The sequence below is a fragment of the Methylobacterium sp. C25 genome (assembly GCF_021352225.1).
GTDB lineage: Bacteria > Pseudomonadota > Alphaproteobacteria > Rhizobiales > Beijerinckiaceae > Methylobacterium.
Window position 1 is genome coordinate 89,082 of sequence record NZ_JAAUVI010000001.1, and the last position, 19,842, is coordinate 108,923.

A 19,842-nucleotide genomic window follows, 5' to 3' on the forward strand; every position below is an offset into this window, starting at 1 on the left:
TTAAGAGGCAGGCGCTAGTCTGACCGAAGGCCGCGAGGCCGGTCGTCTACGTCCCGACGGGGCATCCCCGACACACCAACGAGAGGGTACGGCGTGGCGCGCGGCCATGAGCGCTGGGTGTTGTATCGGCTCGCCGTGCGCGAGGCGGTGCGCACGGTGCGCAGCGCCGCTGCGCGCTTCACAGCCCCTCCCGACCTGCTCGCGGGCGCGCGCGTCACGGCGCTGGTGATCGCGCCGCACGACTTGCGCACAAGCGACGCGACCTTCGCCGACGACATCTATTCCGGGCTTTTCGTGTTCGCCGGGCGCGCGCTCTCGGTCAGCGGCCGCTCGCCCTTCGATTACGATCCGCCCTCGCCCGAATGGGCCGAGGTCCTCTACGGCTTCGGCTGGCTGCGCCATCTGCGCGCCGCCGATACTGCGTTGGCCCGCGCGAACGCCCGCGCCTTCGTTTCCGACTTTCTGGCCAATCGAGGCGATGCCGCCCTGGCGCGCCCCGTGCCGATCGCCGCGCGGCGGCTGATCTCGTTCCTGTGCCAGTCGCCGCTGGTGCTGGAGGGGGCCGACCACACCTTCTACCAAGCCTTCCTGAAGGCGATCGGGCGCAGCGCGCGCGACCTGGAGCGGGCCCTGCGGCGCGGCACCGAGCGGCCCTCGCGCCTGCTTGCCGCGGTCGCCCTCTGCTATGCGGGCCTGTGCTGCGAAGGACTTCAGCCGATCCTGCGGCGGGCGACGCGCGTGCTGTCGAGAGAGCTCGACCGCCAGATCCTCCCCGATGGCGGCCACCGCAGCCGCAATGCGCGTTTTGCCGTCGAGCTGCTGCTCGACCTGCTGCCGCTTCGGCAAAGCTTCCTCAGCCGAGGCCTCGAGCCGCCGGAGGCGCTGCTGCGCGCCATCGACCGGATGCTGCCGATGCTGCGCCTGATGCGGCACCCCGATGCCTCGCTCAGCCACTTCAACGGCATGGGCACCACCGAAGCCGACCATCTCACGACGCTGCTCATCTATGACGGCGCCATGATCGAGACGATGCGGCACGCACCGTTCTCCGGTTACGAGCGCCTTGAGGGTGGCCGGGCGGTTCTCGTGGCCGATGTCGGCGGGCCGCCGCGACAATCCTATTCAAAGTTGGCCTGCGCCGGCTGCCTCTCTTTCGAGATGTCGAGCGGCTTGCAGCGGCTCGTCGTGAATTGCGGTGCGCCGGCCAGTGGTGCCGATCAGCGCCACCTCTCGCGCAGCACGGCGGCCCACTCGACCGCGACCATCGCCGACGCCTCATCCTGCCGCTTCCTCACCGGCGAGAACGGCTGGTGGGGACGCCGCCTCATCGGCCGCTGGCTGCTGAACCGCTGGGGGCCGATCATCCTGCGTGGGCCGAGCCCCGTGCCTATCGATCGACGCAACGAGCCGGGCCGCGCCATCTTGGCCGGCCGCCACGACGGCTATCAGTATCCGTTCGGCGTGACGCACGAACGGCGCTGGGAGCTCGCAAGCGACGGCACCCAGCTCGACGGCGACGACGCCTTCTTCCGCGAAGGGCGTGGCAGAGGTCGCGCGCGGGACGTCGCGATCCGCTTCCATCTCCATCCGACCGTCAGCGTCGTGGGCGGAGAGGATGGCCGCCTAATGCTGACGACGCCGCTCGGCGGGATCTGGACCTTCGCGTCGCAAGGAGCCGAGGTCGCGATCGAGGACAGCGTCTTCTTCGCCGGCGTTGCCGGCCCTCGCCGCACGAAGCAGATCGTGCTGCACCTGACGCTGACCGATGGCGCCCACGTACGTTGGCAGTTCGCCCAGAAGGAACCGGCTGCGGCCTGATTATCTGGCCTCTCCCGCCATGTTGCGCCGCACGCGCTGGTTCCACCTGTGGGTTTCGTGCTACCCGCGCGCATCCCCGATGGACTGACGACCCGGACACGCCTGATGCCGCGCGACACTGCTCCCATTACCCGCGCCCTCCTCTCGGTCTCGGATAAGACCGGCCTCGTCGACTTTGCCCGCGCTTTGTCCGAACGCGGCATCGCTCTCGTTTCGACGGGTGGCACACACAAGGCGCTGACCGAGGCCGGCCTGCCCGTCACCGAAGTCTCCGAGCTGACGCGCTTTCCCGAGATGATGGACGGGCGCGTGAAGACGCTGCATCCGGCTGTCCATGGCGGCCTGCTGGCGATCCGGGACAATCCCGAGCATCAGGCAGCTCTCGCGGCCCATGGCCTGCAGGCCATCGATCTCCTCGTCGTCAATCTCTACCCGTTCGAGGCGACGCTGGAGGCCGGACGGCCCTTCGATGAGTGCGTCGAGAACATCGATGTCGGCGGCCCCGCGATGATCCGCGCCGCCGCCAAGAACCACGCTGACGTCGCCGTTGTGGTCGATGTGGCCGATTACGCCTCTGTCCTTGCCGAGTTGCAGACGCATGACGGCAGCATCGGCTCTGAAATGCGCCGTCGGCTCGCGCAGAAGGCCTTCTCGCGGACGGCCTCCTACGATGCCGCGATTTCCAACTGGTTCGCCGGCGAGATCGGCGGCGATGAGACGCCCGCGTTCCGGGCCTTTGGCGGCACGCTCGGCCAGAGCTTGCGCTACGGTGAGAACCCGCACCAGTCGGCCGCTTTCTACCGTTCCCCAGGCATCGCGCGCCCCGGCATCGCGACCGCCCGCCAGATCCAGGGCAAGGAGCTGTCCTACAACAACCTCAACGACACCGACGCCGCCTATGAATGCGTCGCCGAGTTCGATCCGGCCCGCTCGGCCGCCGTCGCGATCATCAAGCACGCCAATCCGTGCGGCGTCGCCGAGGGTTCGAGTCTCCTCGAGGCCTACGAACAGGCTTTGGCCTGCGATCCGACTTCGGCTTTCGGCGGCATCGTTGCCCTCAACCGCACGCTCGACGCCGAGGCCGCCAGGAAGATCGTCGAGATCTTCACGGAAGTGATCATCGCGCCCGACGCTTCGGAGGAGGCCCTGGCGATCGTCGGCGGGAAGAAGAATCTCCGGCTCCTGCTGGCCGGCGCGCTGCCCGATCCGCGTGCGGCGGGCGAGGTCGTGCGCACGCTCTCGGGCGGTCTCCTCGTCCAGGGCCGCGACAGCGCTGTCATCGACGACATGTCGCTTCGCGTGGTGACGGCCCGCCAGCCAAGCGAGGCCGAGTTCGCGGACCTCCGCTTCGCGTACCGGGTAGCGAAGCACGTCAAGTCGAACGCTATCGTCTACGCCCGCGCCGGCGCGACGGTCGGCATCGGCGCAGGGCAGATGTCACGGGTCGATTCCTCACGCATCGCCGCCTGGAAGGCGGCGGAGGGCGCCAAGCGCATCGGTGCAACGGACAGCCTCGCCAAGGGTTCGGTCGTGGCGTCCGACGCCTTCTTCCCCTTCGCCGATGGCCTGATTGCGGCGGCCGAAGCCGGTGCCACCGCCGTGATCCAGCCCGGCGGCTCGATGCGCGACGACGAGGTGATCCGCGCCGCCGACGAGGCCGGCCTGGCGATGGTGTTCACGGGAACGCGCCACTTCCGGCACTGAACCGATAGGCACTCAGCAGGCTTTCCGGCGCTTGAGACCGGTGACACGCTCGCTGATTGCGTCACGACAACCCAGACAGCAAAAGAAAAGGCGCCCCGAAAGGGCGCCCTTTCCTATTTCGCATACTCCAAGAGCTAGTCTTCGGCGAAGATGTCCCGGTCCTTCGTCTCCGGCACGAAGATCAGACCGATGACGAAGGTCATCACCGCGATCACGATCGGGTACCAGAGGCCGTAATAGATGTCGCCGGTTGCGGCCACCATCGCGAACGCGGTAGCGGGCAGAAGGCCGCCGAACCAGCCGTTGCCGATATGGTAGGGCAGCGACATCGCCGTGTAGCGGATCCGGGTGGGGAACAGCTCCACGAGGGCGGCGGCGATCGGGCCATAGACCATGGTCACGAACAGCACGAGCACGAAGAGCAGGCCGATCACCTTGGCCACTTGAGGCCGGAAGATGTCGAAGGGGTTCGACATCTTCACGATCGCCGGGTCGCCCGCCTTCGGATAGCCTGCGCCCTGCAGAGCGGCAGACGCAGCCTTGGCGAAGTCCGCAGCCGGCATGCCCGCAGTGTAGGGCACCTCGGTGTCGTTGACCTTGATCTTGGTCGGCTGTCCGGCCGGCCCAGCCTCGGTGGAGTACTTCACCGAAGACTTGGCGAGGTAGTCGCGAGCCAGATCGCACGGGGTCTCGAACTTGCGCGTGCCGACCGGGTTAAACAAGCTGCCGCACTCCTTCGGGTCGGCGATTACGCTAACCTTCACGGATTCGACGGCCTTTTCGAGGTTCGGGTTGGCGACCGTGGTGATCTGCTGGAAGACCGTGAAGTAGGAGACCGCCGCGATCAGGCAGCCGGCCAGGATGATCGGCTTGCGGCCGATCTTGTCCGAGAGCCAGCCGAAGAACACGAAGAACCCGGTGCCGAGCAGGAGCGACCACGCCACCAGCAGGTTCGAGGTGTAGCCGTCGACCTTCAAGATCGATTGCAGGAAGAACAGAGCGTAGAACTGGCCGGTGTACCAGACCACGCCCTGCCCGGCGGTGAGGCCGAGCAGCGCGATCAGCGCGAACTTGGCGTTCTTCCACTGGCCGAAAGCTTCCGTCAGCGGCGCCTTCGAGGTGGTGCCCTCCTCCTTCATCTTCTGGAAGGCCGGCGACTCGTTGAGCTTGGTCCGGATCCAGACCGAGACGGCGAGCAGCAGGACGGAGACCAGGAACGGGATACGCCAGCCCCAGGCTTTGAAGGCATCCTCACCGGTGAAGGTGCGGGTCGCCAGGATCACGATCAGCGACAGGAACAGACCCATCGTCGCCGTCGTCTGGATCCAGCTGGTGTAGAAGCCGCGGCGGCCATGCGGGGCGTGCTCGGCGACGTAGGTTGCAGCGCCGCCATACTCGCCGCCGAGGGCGAGGCCCTGGAGCAGGCGCAGCGTGATCAGGATGATCGGGGCCGCGATGCCGATGCTATCGGCGTTGGGCAGGATGCCGACGATGAAGGTCGACAAGCCCATGATCAGGATGGTGACGAGGAAGGTGTACTTGCGGCCGACGAGGTCACCGACCCGGCCGAACACCAGCGCGCCGAAGGGGCGGACGAGGAAGCCTGCCGCGAAGGCGAGCAGGGCGAAAATGTTGCGGGTCGATTCCGGGTAGGCAGAGAAGAACTGCGCGCCGATGATCGCGGCAAGCGATCCATAAAGATAGAAGTCGTACCACTCGAACACCGTACCGAGAGACGAGGCCAAGATGACCTTCTTCTCGGATGCCGTCATCGGTCGCGCGGCATCACCCGTATGCGACGCTGCTGCTGCCACAGCCATTGCTCTTTCCTCCACCCGGCGGGGCCTCCAGGGCTAACCGCTCGTTTTCTTGATTTCCGGGCCCCAGGTCGCTGAAACGACCTTGGAACACATGCGGCATTGTTACTTCAGTATTGTGCCGTGCCAAGGACGAAAGAGCATCAGCAAGCGTGCGAAAGCGCTTAGACGCATTTTTGCAATGGAAAAGGCGCGGCTTGCGCCGCGCCTTTTTAATCCCGCCCGAAACGAGATTCTTTTTCAGTGGGCGTGAGCGCCGCTGGCGCCGATCCCGGTCTCGGACCGGACGAATTGTGCATCGAAGGCTGCGCGCTCACGCTGGGCACGGCGTGTATTGTCCAGCTTCGACACCACGTAGATGGTCAGGAACGCCAGAGGCATCGAGAACAACGTCGGATTGTCGAAGGGGAACAGGGCTGCGGGGTGGCCGAAGGTCGTCACCCAAACCGCCTTCGACAACACCACCATGATCACGGCCGTGAGAAGCCCCACGAGACCGCCCAGAAGCGCGCCCCACGTAGTCGTCCCCCGCCAAAGAATCGACATCGAGAGCACCGGGAAATTGCAACTCGCCGCCACCGAGAAGGCAAGCCCGACCATGAAGGCCACGTTCTGGTTCTCGAAGACATAGCCGAGATAGATCGCGACGATCCCGATCACCACCGCAGCGATCTTCGAGAGCCTGACCTCCGCGCCCTCCGTCGTGCGCCCGCGAGCGATGACCTGGGCGTAGAGATCGTGGCTCACCGCCGAGGCGCCGGCCAACGTAAGACCGGCCACCACCGCGAGGATGGTCGCGAAGGCCACCGCCGAGATGAAGCCCAGGAAGTATGGGCCGCCGACGGCATTGGCGAGGTTCACGGCGACCATGTTGGTGCCGCCGATCATGTCCTTGAGCTTGTCGAAGCTGCCGGCCGCACCGAGCTTGAAGTAGCTCGGATCGGACATCAGCAGGGCAATGCCACCGAAGCCGATGATGAAGGTCAGGATATAGAAGTAGCCGATCAAGCCGGTGGCGTAGAACACGGATTTGCGGGCGGCCTGGGCATCCGCGACCGTGAAGAACCGCATCAGAATGTGCGGCAGGCCGGCCGTGCCGAACATCAGGCCGACGCCGAGCGAGATCGCCTCGATCGGGTTCGAGACCAGTCCGCCGGGTGCCATGATGGCGTCGCCCTTCGGGTGGGTCGCGACCGCCGCAGCGAAGAGCGCCTCGGGATGGAAGCCGTATTTGTACAGCACGGCACCCGCCATGAAGCTGGCACCACCGAGGAGCAGGCAAGCCTTGATCACCTGGACCCAGGTCGTCGCCTTCATGCCGCCGAAGGCCACGTAGACGATCATCAGGGCGCCGACGATCACCACCGCATAGAGGTAGGGAAGACCGAACAGGAGCTGGATCAGCTTACCGGCGCCGACCATCTGCGCGATCAGGTAGAACGCCACGACGACGAGCGTGCCCGTGGCCGAGATGATGCGGATCGAAGTCTGGTCGAGACGGAACGAGGCGACGTCGGCGAAGGTGAACTTGCCGAGGTTGCGCAGGCGCTCCGCGATCAGGAACAGCACGATCGGCCAACCGACGAGGAAGCCCGTCGAGTAGATCAGCCCGTCGAAGCCCGAGGTGTAGACGAGGCCGGAAATGCCGAGGAACGAGGCGGCCGACATGTAGTCGCCGGCGATGGCGAGCGAGTTGGTGCCCGCCGAGATCCCGCCACCGGCCGCGTAGAAGTCGGCGGCCGATTTCGTGCCCTTCGCCGCCTTGTAGGTGATGCCCAAGGTGAGCAGCACGAAGAACAGGAACATGCCGATGGCCGGCCAGTTCGTTGCCTGCTGCTGGACGGCCCCGAGATCGGGACCAGCCGCCAGTGCCGCCGTCGCCGCGATCCCGAGAATGCCGAAGGCGCCCAGAAAGCCCAAGAGGTGGGCGCGGCTCATCGGGCGAGACTCCGGACGAGTTCCGCGGAGAGCCGGTCGAAACGCGTATTCGCCCGCGTGACGTAGATGCCGGTCAGGATGAAGGCGAAGACGATGACGCCGACGCCCAGGAACAGGCCGAGCGAGGCGGTGCCGGACACCTTGGTCGCGAGCAGCTGCTTGTCGAATGCGATGAGGCCGATGAAGCCGAAATAGACGACCAGCATCAGGATCGTCAGGATCCAGCCGAAGCGCGTGCGCTCGGAGACCAGCGTCTGGAAGGTCGGATTGCTGGTGACGCGCTCGAGCCGGGGATCGGGCGCCTCGCCCCCCGGTGCCCCACCCTGCACGGCATGGGTCGATGACGCGGCGCTTCCCGCCGTCTGTACTGCGCTCATAGATGTCCTCCCGCCCGACCGGACATTCTTCGGGTCCGGCGGCTCGTTCTTATAGCGTGACGAGGGGGCGCTGGCGCCCTGTCTCGCCTTCGGCACGAGACGTCGGGCGCCCGCATCGGGCGCCCGTGCTGTTCAGTCCGGGTTATTGTTATTTCGGCCGGTTCTGGCGGTTCTCGATGAGGTCGTCGACGACGGCGGGCTCCGCCAGCGTCGAGGTATCGCCGAGCGATCCGAAATCGTCCTCGGCGATCTTGCGCAGGATGCGGCGCATGATCTTGCCGGAGCGGGTCTTGGGCAGGCCCGGGGCGAACTGGATCAGGTCCGGCGAGGCGATCGGGCCGATGTCCTTGCGGACCCAGGCGACGAGCTCCTTGCGCAGCGCATCGTCGCCCTCCTCACCCTCGTTGAGGGTGACGTAGGCGTAGATGCCCTGGCCCTTGACGTTGTGCGGGTAGCCGACGACCGCCGCCTCGGCGACCTTGGCATGCGCCACCAGCGAGGATTCGACCTCGGCCGTGCCCATGCGGTGGCCCGAGACGTTGATGACGTCGTCGACGCGGCCGGTGATCCAGTAATAGCCGTCCTCGTCGCGGCGTGCGCCGTCGCCGGTGAAATAGAGGTTCTTGTAGGTCGAGAAGTAGGTCTGCTCGAAGCGCTCGTGGTCGCCGTAGACCGTGCGCATCTGGCCCGGCCACGAGTCGGCGATGCAGAGGTTGCCCTCGCATTTGCCCTCGAGTTGCTTGCCCTCGGCATCGACCATCACCGGCTGCACGCCGAAGAACGGACGCGTCGCCGAGCCGGGCTTGAGCTTCGTCGCGCCCGGCAGCGGCGTGATCAGGATGCCGCCGGTCTCGGTCTGCCACCAGGTGTCGACGATCGAGCAGCGCTCGTCGCCCACCACCTTGTAGTACCACTCCCAGGCTTCCGGATTGATCGGCTCGCCGACGGAGCCGAGCACGCGCAGGCTCTTGCGCGAAGTCTTCTTCACCGGCTCCTCGCCACCACCCATCAACGAGCGGATCGCGGTCGGTGCGGTGTAGAAGATGTTGACCTTGTGCTTGTCGACCACCTCCCAGAAGCGGGAATTCGACGGATAGGTCGGGATGCCCTCGAACATTAGCGTCGTCGCGCCGTTCGCGAGCGGGCCGTAGACGATGTAGCTGTGGCCGGTGACCCAGCCGACGTCGGCGGTGCACCAGTAGATGTCGCCGTCGTGATAATCGAAGACGTATTTGTGCGTCATCGACGCATAGACGAGGTAGCCGCCGGTGGTGTGCACCACGCCCTTCGGCTGGCCGGTCGAACCGGAGGTGTAGAGGATGAAGAGCGGATGCTCCGCCTCGACGGCAACCGCCGGGCAATCGTCCGTCACCTGCTTGGCGGCCTCGTCGTAGTAGACGTCGCGGCCGGCCTCCATTTCCACGTTGCCGCCGGTGCGGCGCACGACGATGACGTGATCCACCGAGGCGTCGTCGAGCCGCTTGATCGCCTCGTCGACATTCGCCTTGAGCGGCACCTTGCGGCCGCCGCGCAGGCCCTCGTCGGCCGTGATCACGACCTTGGCCTCGCAGCCCTTGATGCGCTGGGCCAGCGAATCCGGTGAGAAGCCGCCGAAGACGATGGCATGGATCGCGCCGAGGCGCGCGCAGGCGAGCATCGCGTAGGCCGCTTCCGGCACCATCGGTAGATAGAGGATGACCCGCGAGCCCTTCTCGACGCCGCGGTTCTTCAGCACGTTCGCCCAGCGACAGACCTCGCCGTGCAACTGCTTGTAGGTGATGTGCTTCTGCTCGTTCGGGTCGTCGCCTTCCCAGATGATCGCAACCTGGTCGCCGCGCTTCTGGAGGTGCCGGTCGACGCAGTTATGGGAGACGTTGGTCTTGCCGTCCTCGAACCATTTGATCGAGATGTTGCCGGGAGCGAAACTGGTATCTTTGACCTTTGTGAAGGGCGTCGACCAGTCGATGCGCTTGCCGTGCTCGGCCCAGAACTTGTTCGGGTCGGCAACCGAAGCCTTGTACATCTCCTGGTACTTTGCGTCGTCCACGAGCCCATGCTCACGCCACGCGTCTTGGACGTCGACCACGCGTTCAGTCATGCCGTTTCTTCCCTTCGAGGCGCCCGATCGTATCGCGAAGGTTCGCGCAGCCGGGACTTCCAGTCACTAACTAGTTGCACCGCCAAAACGCCGGGACAAGCACCAAAAAGTCTAGAATGCGAGGTGACTTTCAGGCGCTGAGCGCTTGCGGCGGCGGAAACAGCATCTCGACGAGTGTGCCCTCGTTCTTGCGGCTGGAGATCCGGAAACGCCCGCGATTTGCCTCCACCAGCGCCTTGGTCACCGTCAGCCCGAGCCCCATCCCGGCGCGTCCGCCCGCAATGTCGCCAACGCCCTGCGCCATCAGCGCCCGCTCGATCTCCTCCTGCGTCATACCGATGCCGGTATCGCGGACCCGGAAAGCGATCTCGCCGCGCTCGTCGGTCGTCGAGACGATCACCTGGCCGCCGGCCTCGGTCAGGCGGATGGCGTTGGCGATGACGTTGAGAGTGGCCTGACGCATGGAGCGCTCATCGGCGACGAGCGGCCGGAGATCGGGCGAAAGGCTCGTCCTCACGACGATGCGGTCGCGCGCCGCCTGCGGCTGCATCAGGGCGATGCAGCCCGACACCACGTCATTGAGTGCGATGTCGGTGAATTTCAGTCCGCCCTGCCCTGCCTCGATGCGTGAGAGATCGAAAAGGTCGTCGATCACACCGACGACATGCTGGCTGGATTGGTAGATCTCCTGAAGATAGTCGTTTCCGCGCCCGCTCCCGAGCGGTCCGATACTCTCGGAGAGAAGGATCTCGGTGCGGTCGGCAATCTGGACGATCGGCGCACGGATCTGATGCGATAGGATCGCGGCGAAGTCTGCCCGGAAGCGCGCCTCCGGTCCGACGCGCAGTGTGCTCGACCCTGGCGAGGGTGGCTTGCTCAAGGTCACACAGAACCGGGCGTTGCTCTCCGCTGGAAGCGGAGCGACGCGCAGGTGAAGGACGCCATTCTGCGGGTCCGTACGTGCGGTCGCTTCGCAGGTTGCTCCGGTGCCGGACTCTCGCGCCTCGTCCAGGCACGCGGCGATGGCCGGCTCGCTGTCGCCCGTGAACAAATCCGCGAGTCGGCCGCCGACGACTTCGCGCGGCTCGCTCGACAGCATGCTGCGCGCGCCGGCATTCAATCGGAGGACACGGCCGCTCTCGTCGAGCGAGGCTACGCCCAACTCGATCTGGTCAAGGAGATCCTGAGCGTCGCGCTCGCGTGCCGCGTCGCGCGCTTGCAGCAGGCCGCGCGCGATGTGTTCGCGGGCGCTGTCGGCCTGAGCTGCGACGCGGGCCAGCAACAATTCGGCCGAGCTGCCATCCCAATCGACCCGCGAGCGCTCGACGAGCAGCGACAGCGGCAGACCGCCCGCCCTCGTCATCGAGACCGGCGTGTCGGGGAGGATGCCATCCTTCAAAGGCGGCAACTCGCCGAGAAGTTTGCCAACGCCCTCGGCGGCCTGCAGCGCATCACGGTCCGGATGTCCGGTGAGATCGAGGAACCTGCCATTCGCGTAAAGGATCGCGGTTCCGCGATGCACCAGAACGCCGACCGGCAGCCGATCGAGCGCGGCGACGATTGCCTCATCGATGGATGAGATCGCACTCGGCGGTGCAGCGACTGGGAAGGCCGTAACCGAGCCGCTGCGCCCCGAGCCTTGTGGCGGCTCGGTTGGCGAGGCGTCGTCGTCGCCCGCGAAGCGCGCGCCGAGCGCGCGCGCGATCTCGCGAAATGCCGCGTGCTCGTTCGTCGAAAGATCCGAATTCTTCTGCGCCGGCGCGCGATCCTCACTGATCTCCTCAGCCGCGGCGGAAAGCACGGCTGCATCGGTGTGATCGCTGGGCGCGTCGGCCGTGGCAACGGCATCCGCCACGTCCGGGGCGGGATATTCAGCGGTCAGCGGCGCCGATGGTCCTGTTTGCGCCTCGTCGGCGGCCGGACACGCCAGAGCCTCGTCTCGGCCGTCGACGGAGGGTGGCAGCGCCAGTTCGCCCGCGATCATATCCCCCGCGGTTCCCTCCTGCAGCGGGGCCGCTTCGGCCAGCGAGGACCGCGCCTCGCGCACGACACCGAACCCCGAAAAACCGGAAAACGGCTGCGATGCGCGTCCGGATGGCGTTCCGGACAGGTCGATTGCGATCTCGCGATCGGTCCCTGGCGGACGGAGGATGACGGAAAGCGCTCGGAAGGTCCGATGGGCCGTCAGCGCCTCGAACAGGCTAGCCCCGAGGACGGTTCCGGCTTCGCCGAGCTTTGTCCAGCCGTGGCCGAGGAGATGCGCGGCGATCTCGGATGAGGCGCCTGAAAGATCCGTGACAACGTGATGTTCGTCGCTGCGCCAGACGAACCGCTTCGAAGCCGACGCTGGAGCTTCCGGTTCCGAAGCAACGACCGGAGACGGCGCCACCTCGATCGTCGGGCGCTCGCCGGTACTGCGACGTGCCGGCACTGCCTCGGTGGATGCGAGAAGCAGCAGGGGACCGTTCGTCTCGCTCGTGACCGACGCGATCAAGCACGTGACCGGCCGCCCCAGGCCTCGCGTATCGAGGCGAAGTCGAACGAGGCGCGGGCCCGTATCCGACGCGCCGACGGATCGGATTTGATGCGGAAGCCTCAGCCCGGGATCGACGCGGTTGGCCTCGCGCGTGATCGCGCCGCGCAAAGCCGCAGCGTCGCCATGGGCACCGATCACGCTTTCGGCGGCTCGATCGAGAACGAGAACCGCGCGCTCACGCGCCGCGAAAATGGGGGCCAGCCGGGCATCGGCGGACCAGCGCGCGAAGTCGGCGGCAAGCGTCGCTTCGCCGCCATCGGCCTGCTTTGCGCGGTCGGACATCAAAAGCCTAGTCGTGCGCCACGTGAGGGGAAATCGGACTGCAGTCTGAAACTTTGCGTAGCGCCGTCATAGACATGAAGGCGATCTGACACACGTTAATCAACGCTTAACCCTAATACGCGGCCTGCCGCCGCACCGGGGGCTGGCGCCGCATGAAATATATGTTATTGTGCAATGCACAATGATGAATTCGTGGGCAATTGGAAAGGAAACGAACATGAGCAGCAGCCAGAATCCCAATTACGAAGTGCCTGCCGAGATGCGCGACTTCGCCGAGAAGAGCGTCGACCAGGCGCGCAAGGCGTTCGATTCGTTCCTCGGCGCCGCGCGCCGCACGGCCGACACCGTGCAGGGTTCCGCAGAACTGGCTCGCACCAACACCACCACTTTGTCCTCGCGCTCCTTCGAGTTCGCCGAGCAGAACGTGAACGCTGCGTTCGACCTGGCCCAGAAGCTCGTGCGCGCCAAGGATGTGCAGGAAGCGATGCAGCATCAGGCCGAGTTCGTGCGCTCGCAATTCGCCAACATCCAGGCTCAGGCCAAGGAGTTCGGTGGCCTCGCGCAGAGCGCGCTCCAGCAGGGCGCCGAGAACGCCAAGAGCGCCGTTCAGCAGGGCCAGAACGAGGCTCGCCAGGCTTTCGAGCAAGGTACGGCCGCCGCTAAGGGCGCTGCCAAGAAGCCGACCGCCTGATCATCCGATCACGGCCGCGCTTCAACGAGCGGCCGACTCAGGACCACCCAACCGGCTCGCCCTCACGGGCGAGCCGTTTTTTCAGGGCGATGCGACCGTCCGCTTCGACGATGCGCCGCCTTTTTTCGGCCGATCCAGACTTTTAGCGAGGCGCATCCCGTGTCGGCGTTCGGCGCGGCCTCACGCCATCGAGAGAGATCGACCTCCATGCGCCCTGCCCTTCGTCTCAGCATCGCGGCCGCGGTTCTCCTCGGTGCGCTCGGCTCTCAAGGCGCCCGCGCGCAGTACGACGATGAAGGCTACTACGACGCGCCGCCTCCGCCCCGCGGCGGCTACGAGTCCCGCTACGAGCGCCGTCGTCCGCCGCCGCCGCGCCGTGACGTTGGCCTGAACTGCGATGCGATCCAGCCGGGTATGTTCGGGCCGAAGCCGTTCTCGTGCCCGCTCCCCGGCCCCCGCCCGCTCGGCGCCCGCTGCTTCTGCGACACGCCGACGGCGCCGCTGAGCGGAGGCGACACCGTCGCCGGCCGCGTCGTCCCCTAATCGCCGGACCAACGAAGAAGCCCGCCCCGGTCGAACCAGGGCGGGCTTCTTTTCGTTCGCGGTCGGAACGATCAGTTCAGGACGACGACCTTGGCGCCGACTCTGACGCGCTCGTAGAGATCGGTGACGTCGTCGTTCGTCATACGGATGCAGCCCGAGGAAACAGCTTGGCCAATCGTATCCGGCTCGTTGGAGCCGTGGATGCGATATTCGGTGCCTCCGATATACATGGCGCGGGCACCGAGCGGGTTCTCGACGCCGCCGGCCATGTAGCGCGGCAGATCGGGACGACGGGCCAGCATCGCCTTCGGCGGCACCCATGACGGCCATTCCTTCTTGGCGACGACCTTCTTCACGCCCGACCACTCGAAGCCGGGACGGCCGACGCCGACGCCGTAGCGGATGGCTTCGCCGGGCGAGGTCACGAAGTAGAGACGGCGCTCGGAGGTCGACACCACGATCGTCCCGACCGGGTAGCGCGAGTCGAACCTCACCATCTCGCGCGGGATCGGGGCGACCTGGGCCTGCGGCGCGGCCTGGACGCCCTGGCCACCGCCGTACTGGCCGCCATACGGATCATATTGCTGGGCTCCGGAGCGACCGTAAGTCTGACCGGAATAGTAATCGTCAGCGTCATTCGTCCCGAACGGGTCGTAGGGCGCAGACATCGCAGGAGCGGTCGCGAGAACACAGACGCCGATGACGCCAGCGAGCGCGGTAGCCAGAGTCTTCATGAGAGGAAGCCTACCTGTGCATTTATCTTGACTGTACAAGCGTGACCGTGGCCACGCGGTTCCACGCTTGTTCGACGATTTTGTGCATAACGCCGTGCGCATCCAAACGAGGCTTAACGCCAGTCTTCAACGATGCGTTCGACTTGATCGGCGTTCGGGCTGACGAGGCTTCGTCAGGCGACGGCCGGGGGTGGCAGCCGGGTGGCGCGGCCGGCCTCGACGAGCACGTCGAGCGCGCGCCAGGGCTTGGGGATGAAGACCGCCCGGTCAGGGATCTCGGTCCGGCGTTCCGGCGCCACACCCGAGGTGATGACGAGCCGTGTCTTCGGCCACAGGGTCGCGACGGCATTGGCGAGTTGGATGCCATCCATCTGGCCCGCGAGGCTGATGTCGGCAAAGACCAGCGCGATGTCTCCACCGGCCTCGCGCAGGACGTTGAGAGCCTTCTCGGCACTGTCGCAACCGACAACCGACAGTTCGGTCTCGTCGAGAAGCGTTTCCGCCAGGCCGCGCACGTCCGGATCGTCCTCCACCACGAGGGCCATCCGGCCGCATTTGGGTGGAGCGTCGAGGTCGGCGTGCTTCACCTGCCGGACGAGGGCGGCGAGGTGTTCGGGAATCCCTTCCGAGACGAGCGCGTCGTAGGCTGAGGCGAGCGCCTGGCCGATCTGGTCGAGCGGCATGCCGGGCAGAAGCGGATCGAGCGTGTGACTGCGGCCGGCCTTCGGGCTCGATCCATCGAGCATCGTTGGGTTCGGCTTCTGCACGCGCTTTCCTTTCATCTCGCAACCGCTGAATGAGCGGAGACGTAGATGGGAATGCCCCCAACTGCTCGTCAGTTGCGTCCGAAGGAGCTTTTCATTGTCCGAAAGCAGACGGAACTATTGGCCCGCTGCATCCGCGTAGGCCATCACGCCGGCCATCGACGTCACGTCGCGATAGCGGTCGCCGCGGGCACTCATCATCGCCTCGAACTTCTCGTGGACCTGGGCGACGGAGAGGCTCGGCACCTTCTTGGCGTGGCGTCCGCGGCCGGTGCGGCCGGCATGGGCGGCGAAGAAGATCGAGCGGTTGGCGCGGGCCGGGCCGGGCAGAAGCGCGGCGGCGGCCGCATCCGGCTTGTCGACGACCTTGGAGAGGAAGCTCTCGGCGTCGTTCGGGCCGAGGAAGTGGGCGAGGTAGATCTCGCCGAGCGACAGGTCGCGACCGATGGTCTGGGCGATGCGCGCGGAGTCGCGCTTCAGCATCTCGCCAGCCATGAGGGCCGAAAGGTAGGGATCGCGGCGCAGTTCGAGCACACGGTTGCGGTCGGCCTGGTTGACGATCACCGGCTTGTCGTTGGCGTCGTTCGTGACCAGCGCGGCCTCCTGGGCAAGCCCGTATTTGGCGCCGAAATCGCGGATCACGCCGAGCCAGGTCCGCTCGATGAACTGATACAGGCCGGTGGCCGAGGAGGTCTTGGCCTGCACGGCGGTGATGAAGCTCGATTCCTTGTCGGCGATCGCCATCAGCAGGACGGGATCGGTCTCGACCGCCTGCGCCGCCTTGACGATCGTCTGGACGATGTGGCGCCGGATCTTCATCGGCCCGAATTCGAGGATGTCGTTCGGATCGCCTGTGGCGGTCTGCGAGAGCAGGAAGTCATAGGAGACACGATCGACGCTGTTGCCACCGAGTTCGGTGTCGAGATCGTGGATCGGGGCGAAGCTCGATGCGGCGGTCAGCGTCACCTGCGGCTGCGGCTGGGGCGCCTCGGGGGCGAGCGCCTGCACGCGGGGCTTGGGCATCGCGAATTCGTGGCCGACCTTGGTGGAGGCCTCGGCGCGGCCGAATTCGGTGCCGGCATTGAGCAGGACGGCACCGAGGCCGCCTGCGACGAGCGTCATCGAGAGAACCGAACGGATCAGCGCTTTGCGGCTGCCGTGGTCGCGTCCAACCTTGTTCGAGAGAGCGATGACATCCTGCCGGGCGCCAGTACCAAAGCGGCGCGCGGGGGTCGTCGTCTGCGAACGGTTCGTACGGCCCTGCATGGTCGGACGCTTGTCCCCTGGATTACCGCTCTTCACGGCCTGATTCGATGACCAGAACTTTTCTTGACCGGTGTGGCGACAACACGGCTGCGCTTGTGGCAGACCTGGGGCAGTGCAGGGCAAATTCGCGGGCGCGGCCAGCCGCAAGGCCCCGCTTAGCGCGGGATGAGCGGACCACTGGCGAAGGTTTAGCGACGAGCGTTGCCGAACGGCCACGCTTTGTGGCGGTTTCGAGAGCCGGTCGGCTCAAAGCCGGCGCAGGGCGACGCTCTCGATTCGGTGGCTCGCGCCCTTGGCGAGAATCAGGCTCGCGCGCTGGCGTGTCGGCAGGATGTTGTCGCGCAAGTTGGGCAGGTTGATCGTCGCCCAGAGGCCGTCGGCGATGGTCAGTGCCTCCGCCTCGCTCGCCTCGGCGTATTTCCGGAAATACGAGAGCGGGTTGCGGAAGGCCGTCTGTCGCAGGCGCAGGAAACGGTTGACGTACCAGCGGTGCAGGTCGTCCTCGTGGCCGTCGAGATAGATCGAGAAGTCGAAGAAATCGGAGACGAAGGGGATTGCCGTGCCATCGCGCGGCAGACGTGCGGGTTGCAGCACGTTCAGGCCCTCGACGATCAGGATGTCCGGCTGCTCGATGACCTGCTCCTCGCCCGGCACCACGTCGTAGACGAGGTGCGAATAGACCGGAGCTGCGACGCGCTGCTTGCCGGCCTTGATGTCGGTGAGGAAGCGCAGGAGCGCCGCCGTATCGTAGCTTTCGGGGAAGCCCTTCCGCTCCATCGCGCCCATGCGCGTCAGTTCGGCATTGGGATGCAGGAAGCCGTCGGTGGTGATGAGGTCGACCTTCGGGGTGTTCGGCCAGCGCGCCAGCAGGGCCTTGAGCACGCGCGCCGTGGTCGACTTGCCGACCGCCACCGAGCCCGCGAGGCCGATGATGTAGGGCGCCTTCGCCTCGCGCTCGGCCATCAGGAAGCGCTGCGTCGCCTTGAAGAGGCCCTGCGTCGCCGCGACGTAGAGCGAGAGCAGGCGCGAGAGCGGAAGGTAGATCTCGACGACCTCCTCGATCGAGATCGGGTCGTTGAGCGACTGCAGCCGGGTGACGTCCTCGACGTCGAGGGTCAACGGGGTGTCGGCGCGCAGTTGTGCCCATTCCGCACGTGTGAACAGGCGGTAAGGCGAGAGCCGGGCGGGCCCCACGCCCGTCACCGGGTTCTGGCGATCGGCATCTTCGATGCCGCTGGAGGGGATCGGAGCCCCTTTCACGTATGCCTCCGTGCTGCCTTCTCGGCGATCCCGCTCTGCGCCGTCCTGCGCTCGAGCTCGGCCATGACCTCGCTCAGGGGGATGCCAGCAGCCTTGAGCAAGACCACCAGATGGTAGAGCACGTCGGCCGCCTCGCCGACGAGGCCTGGCCGATCGCCCTGAACGGCGGCGATCGCGGCCTCGACCGCCTCCTCGCCGAGCTTCTTGGCCGGTTTTGCCGGACCTCCGGACAAGAGCTTGGCCGTGTAGGACGTCTCCGCCGAGGCGTCCGCGCGCGCATCGACCAGATCGGCCAAATCCTGGAGGGAGAAGGAGGTCATACGGTCCGTGGAGCGGCTTGGTCGGGAAAGCGTGCCGGCTTCGGACCCTGATCTAGGGCAAGGTTTTCGGTCAAGGGAGCCGACTTGGACGAAAGTTCAGGGGGAAGCTTCAGCGGTCAATACGCATGTCGAGGCCGGCCGCCGCCATGTGGGCTTTGGCTTCGCCGACCGTGTGCTGGCCGAAATGGAAGATCGAGGCGGCGAGAACTGCACTCGCATGGCCGTCGCGCACGCCCGCGACGAGATCGTCGAGACCGCCCACACCACCCGAGGCGATCACGGGGATCGTCACCGCATCGGTGATCGCGCGCGTCAGCTCGATGTCGTAGCCCGACCGCGTGCCGTCCTTGTCCATCGAGGTCACGAGCAGCTCGCCGGCACCGCGCTTGGACACAGCCAAAGCGAATTCGATGGCATCGATGCCCGTGCGGGTACGGCCGCCATGGGTGAAGATTTCCCAGCGCAACGGCTCACCGGGTCCTGAGACGCGCTTCGCATCGATCGCCACGACGATGCACTGATCGCCGAACTTTTCCGCGGCCGCCGCCACGACGTCGGGGTTCTTCACTGCGGCCGTGTTGATCCCGACCTTGTCGGCACCGGCCAGCAGGAGCGCGCGGACATCCGCGAGGGTACGAACGCCGCCTCCGACGGTCAGCGGCATGAAACAGGCCTCGGCCGTGCGGCTGACGACGTCGAGCAGCGTGCCCCGGTTCTCGTGGCTCGCGGCGATGTCGAGGAAGCAGAGTTCGTCCGCACCGGCCGCGTCATAGGCCTTGGCGGATTCCACAGGATCGCCGGCATCGCGCAGTTCCAGGAACTGCACGCCCTTGACGACGCGGCCGTCCTTGACGTCGAGGCAGGGAATGATGCGGGTCTTGAGCACGGCGCGCTTTCGGGTCTCGTTCAGGCCTGCCGAGCCTGCCGGATGGCGTCGAGCGCCTCCTGCGGGTCGATGCGGCCATCGTAGAGCGCGCGGCCCGTGATCGCGCCGGCAAGCATCGCGCAGTCCGGCTGCAGGATGCGGTGGATGTCCTCGATCGAGGCGAGCCCCCCCGAGGCGATGACCGGGATCGTCAGTGCATTGGCGAGCGCCAGCGTCATCTCGATGTTGAGGCCCTTCAGGATGCCGTCGCGGGCGATGTCCGTGTAGATGATCGCGGCGACGCCGGCATCTTCGAAGCGCTGGCCGAGTTCCTCGGCCGTCATGCTCGAGGTCTGCGCCCAGCCCTCGACGGCGACACGGCCGTCCTTCGCGTCGATCCCGACGGCGATCTTTCCGGGATGCCGGCGTGCGGCCTCACGGACGAAGGCCGGATCGCGCACGGCAGCGGTGCCGATGATGACCCGGCTCACGCCCTTGTCGAGCCAGCCTTCGAGCGTGCGCATCTCGCGGATGCCGCCGCCGAGCTGAACTGGCACCTCGACCCGCCCGAGGATCGCCTCGACGGCCTCGGCATTCTTGGGCGCGCCCGCGAAGGCGCCGTCGAGATCCACCACGTGGATCCAGGAAAAGCCCTGCCGCTCGAACTCGGAGGCCTGCGCCGCCGGGTCGTCGTTGAACACCTTGGCCTGCGCCATGTCGCCCTGAACCAGGCGGACGCAGCGTCCCTCCTTGAGGTCGATTGCCGGGAAGAGGATCACGAAACGGCTCGTCTATCGATTGCAGGAATGGAGATCACGATGCCCGTCGA

General features: G+C 66.4%; 16 protein-coding genes. 4 read left to right on the top strand and 12 right to left on the bottom strand.

From position 1 onward, the window contains the following. Nucleotides 1-93: 93 nt before the first annotated feature. Both HCU64_RS00460 and purH read left to right on the top strand, forming a co-directional pair. Complete coding sequence (locus HCU64_RS00460; RefSeq protein ID WP_233381842.1) at nucleotides 94-1,818, top strand: heparinase II/III family protein; 1,725 nt, start codon at nucleotides 94-96, stop codon at nucleotides 1,816-1,818. 105 nt (nucleotides 1,819-1,923) lie between these two features. Beyond that, complete coding sequence (gene purH, locus HCU64_RS00465) at nucleotides 1,924-3,522, top strand: bifunctional phosphoribosylaminoimidazolecarboxamide formyltransferase/IMP cyclohydrolase (protein WP_233381843.1); 1,599 nt, start codon at nucleotides 1,924-1,926, stop codon at nucleotides 3,520-3,522. A 134-nt stretch (nucleotides 3,523-3,656) separates the two neighbouring features. On the opposite strand, the gene HCU64_RS00470 is transcribed toward purH, so the two are convergent. From HCU64_RS00470 to HCU64_RS00490, 5 genes are all read right to left on the bottom strand, one after another. Then, the gene (locus tag HCU64_RS00470) at nucleotides 3,657-5,342 is read right to left on the bottom strand and encodes an MFS transporter (RefSeq protein WP_233381844.1); all 1,686 of its coding nucleotides are present in this window, start codon (nucleotides 5,340-5,342) and stop codon (nucleotides 3,657-3,659) included. Nucleotides 5,343-5,579: 237 nt separating this feature from the next. After that, on the bottom strand, nucleotides 5,580-7,277 hold the full coding sequence (locus HCU64_RS00475) for a cation acetate symporter (protein WP_233381845.1): 1,698 nt from the start codon (nucleotides 7,275-7,277) through the stop codon (nucleotides 5,580-5,582). Beyond that, nucleotides 7,274-7,654, bottom strand: coding sequence for a DUF485 domain-containing protein (locus HCU64_RS00480; RefSeq protein ID WP_233381846.1), 381 nt, complete (start codon nucleotides 7,652-7,654; stop codon nucleotides 7,274-7,276). Before HCU64_RS00480 ends, HCU64_RS00475 begins: the two co-directional genes overlap by 4 nt. A 148-nt stretch (nucleotides 7,655-7,802) precedes the next feature. Beyond that, nucleotides 7,803-9,752, bottom strand: a complete 1,950-nt coding sequence (gene acs, locus HCU64_RS00485) for an acetate--CoA ligase (protein WP_233381847.1) — start codon at nucleotides 9,750-9,752, stop codon at nucleotides 7,803-7,805. A 130-nt stretch (nucleotides 9,753-9,882) separates the two neighbouring features. Then, the gene (locus HCU64_RS00490) at nucleotides 9,883-12,570 is read right to left on the bottom strand and encodes a PAS domain-containing sensor histidine kinase (RefSeq protein ID WP_233381848.1); all 2,688 of its coding nucleotides are present in this window, start codon (nucleotides 12,568-12,570) and stop codon (nucleotides 9,883-9,885) included. A 217-nt stretch (nucleotides 12,571-12,787) separates the two neighbouring features. Between HCU64_RS00490 and HCU64_RS00495 the strand changes: the two genes are divergently transcribed. Together HCU64_RS00495 and HCU64_RS00500 are read left to right on the top strand one after the other, a co-directional pair. Continuing rightward, nucleotides 12,788-13,261: a phasin gene (locus HCU64_RS00495; RefSeq protein ID WP_233381849.1), complete on the top strand. Its 474-nt coding sequence runs from the start codon at nucleotides 12,788-12,790 to the stop codon at nucleotides 13,259-13,261. Between the two features lie 207 nt (nucleotides 13,262-13,468). Beyond that, the gene (locus HCU64_RS00500; protein ID WP_233381850.1) at nucleotides 13,469-13,804 is read left to right on the top strand and encodes a hypothetical protein; all 336 of its coding nucleotides are present in this window, start codon (nucleotides 13,469-13,471) and stop codon (nucleotides 13,802-13,804) included. Nucleotides 13,805-13,875: 71 nt separating this feature from the next. Here the strand turns inward: HCU64_RS00500 and HCU64_RS00505 are convergent, their stop codons facing one another. The 7 genes from HCU64_RS00505 to hisA all read right to left on the bottom strand — a co-directional run bounded on the left by HCU64_RS00505 (nucleotide 13,876) and on the right by hisA (nucleotide 19,792). After that, on the bottom strand, nucleotides 13,876-14,538 hold the full coding sequence (locus tag HCU64_RS00505) for a L,D-transpeptidase (RefSeq protein ID WP_233381851.1): 663 nt from the start codon (nucleotides 14,536-14,538) through the stop codon (nucleotides 13,876-13,878). A 173-nt stretch (nucleotides 14,539-14,711) separates the two neighbouring features. Beyond that, complete coding sequence (locus HCU64_RS00510) at nucleotides 14,712-15,221, bottom strand: response regulator (protein ID WP_233382851.1); 510 nt, start codon at nucleotides 15,219-15,221, stop codon at nucleotides 14,712-14,714. Nucleotides 15,222-15,419: 198 nt separating this feature from the next. After that, nucleotides 15,420-16,568 (bottom strand): transglycosylase SLT domain-containing protein, encoded by a 1,149-nt coding sequence (locus HCU64_RS00515; protein ID WP_233381852.1) that lies wholly within the window; start codon nucleotides 16,566-16,568, stop codon nucleotides 15,420-15,422. Nucleotides 16,569-16,814: 246 nt separating this feature from the next. Next, complete coding sequence (coaA, locus tag HCU64_RS00520; RefSeq protein WP_442785882.1) at nucleotides 16,815-17,828, bottom strand: type I pantothenate kinase; 1,014 nt, start codon at nucleotides 17,826-17,828, stop codon at nucleotides 16,815-16,817. Continuing rightward, entirely contained in the window at nucleotides 17,825-18,148 is a 324-nt protein-coding gene (locus HCU64_RS00525; protein ID WP_233381853.1) for a phosphoribosyl-ATP diphosphatase, read from the bottom strand. The genes coaA and HCU64_RS00525 overlap by 4 nt, the downstream gene beginning before the upstream one ends. 109 nt (nucleotides 18,149-18,257) lie before the next feature. After that, complete coding sequence (hisF, locus tag HCU64_RS00530) at nucleotides 18,258-19,034, bottom strand: imidazole glycerol phosphate synthase subunit HisF (RefSeq protein WP_233381854.1); 777 nt, start codon at nucleotides 19,032-19,034, stop codon at nucleotides 18,258-18,260. Nucleotides 19,035-19,054: 20 nt separating this feature from the next. Further along, nucleotides 19,055-19,792, bottom strand: coding sequence for a 1-(5-phosphoribosyl)-5-[(5-phosphoribosylamino)methylideneamino]imidazole-4-carboxamide isomerase (gene hisA / locus HCU64_RS00535; RefSeq protein WP_233381855.1), 738 nt, complete (start codon nucleotides 19,790-19,792; stop codon nucleotides 19,055-19,057). Nucleotides 19,793-19,842 lie beyond the last annotated feature (50 nt).

Coding starts and splice junctions, on each gene's coding strand:
- purH (WP_233381843.1), top strand. CDS start 1,924: ATGCCGCGCGACACTGCTCCCATTACCCGCGCCCTCCTCTCGGTCTCG.
- HCU64_RS00470 (WP_233381844.1), bottom strand. CDS start 5,342: ATGGCTGTGGCAGCAGCAGCGTCGCATACGGGTGATGCCGCGCGACCG.
- HCU64_RS00475 (WP_233381845.1), bottom strand. CDS start 7,277: ATGAGCCGCGCCCACCTCTTGGGCTTTCTGGGCGCCTTCGGCATTCTC.
- HCU64_RS00480 (WP_233381846.1), bottom strand. CDS start 7,654: ATGAGCGCAGTACAGACGGCGGGAAGCGCCGCGTCATCGACCCATGCC.
- acs (WP_233381847.1), bottom strand. CDS start 9,752: ATGACTGAACGCGTGGTCGACGTCCAAGACGCGTGGCGTGAGCATGGG.
- HCU64_RS00490 (WP_233381848.1), bottom strand. CDS start 12,570: ATGTCCGACCGCGCAAAGCAGGCCGATGGCGGCGAAGCGACGCTTGCC.
- HCU64_RS00495 (WP_233381849.1), top strand. CDS start 12,788: ATGAGCAGCAGCCAGAATCCCAATTACGAAGTGCCTGCCGAGATGCGC.
- HCU64_RS00500 (WP_233381850.1), top strand. CDS start 13,469: ATGCGCCCTGCCCTTCGTCTCAGCATCGCGGCCGCGGTTCTCCTCGGT.
- HCU64_RS00505 (WP_233381851.1), bottom strand. CDS start 14,538: ATGAAGACTCTGGCTACCGCGCTCGCTGGCGTCATCGGCGTCTGTGTT.
- HCU64_RS00510 (WP_233382851.1), bottom strand. CDS start 15,221: ATGCCGCTCGACCAGATCGGCCAGGCGCTCGCCTCAGCCTACGACGCG.
- HCU64_RS00515 (WP_233381852.1), bottom strand. CDS start 16,568: ATGCAGGGCCGTACGAACCGTTCGCAGACGACGACCCCCGCGCGCCGC.
- HCU64_RS00525 (WP_233381853.1), bottom strand. CDS start 18,148: ATGACCTCCTTCTCCCTCCAGGATTTGGCCGATCTGGTCGATGCGCGC.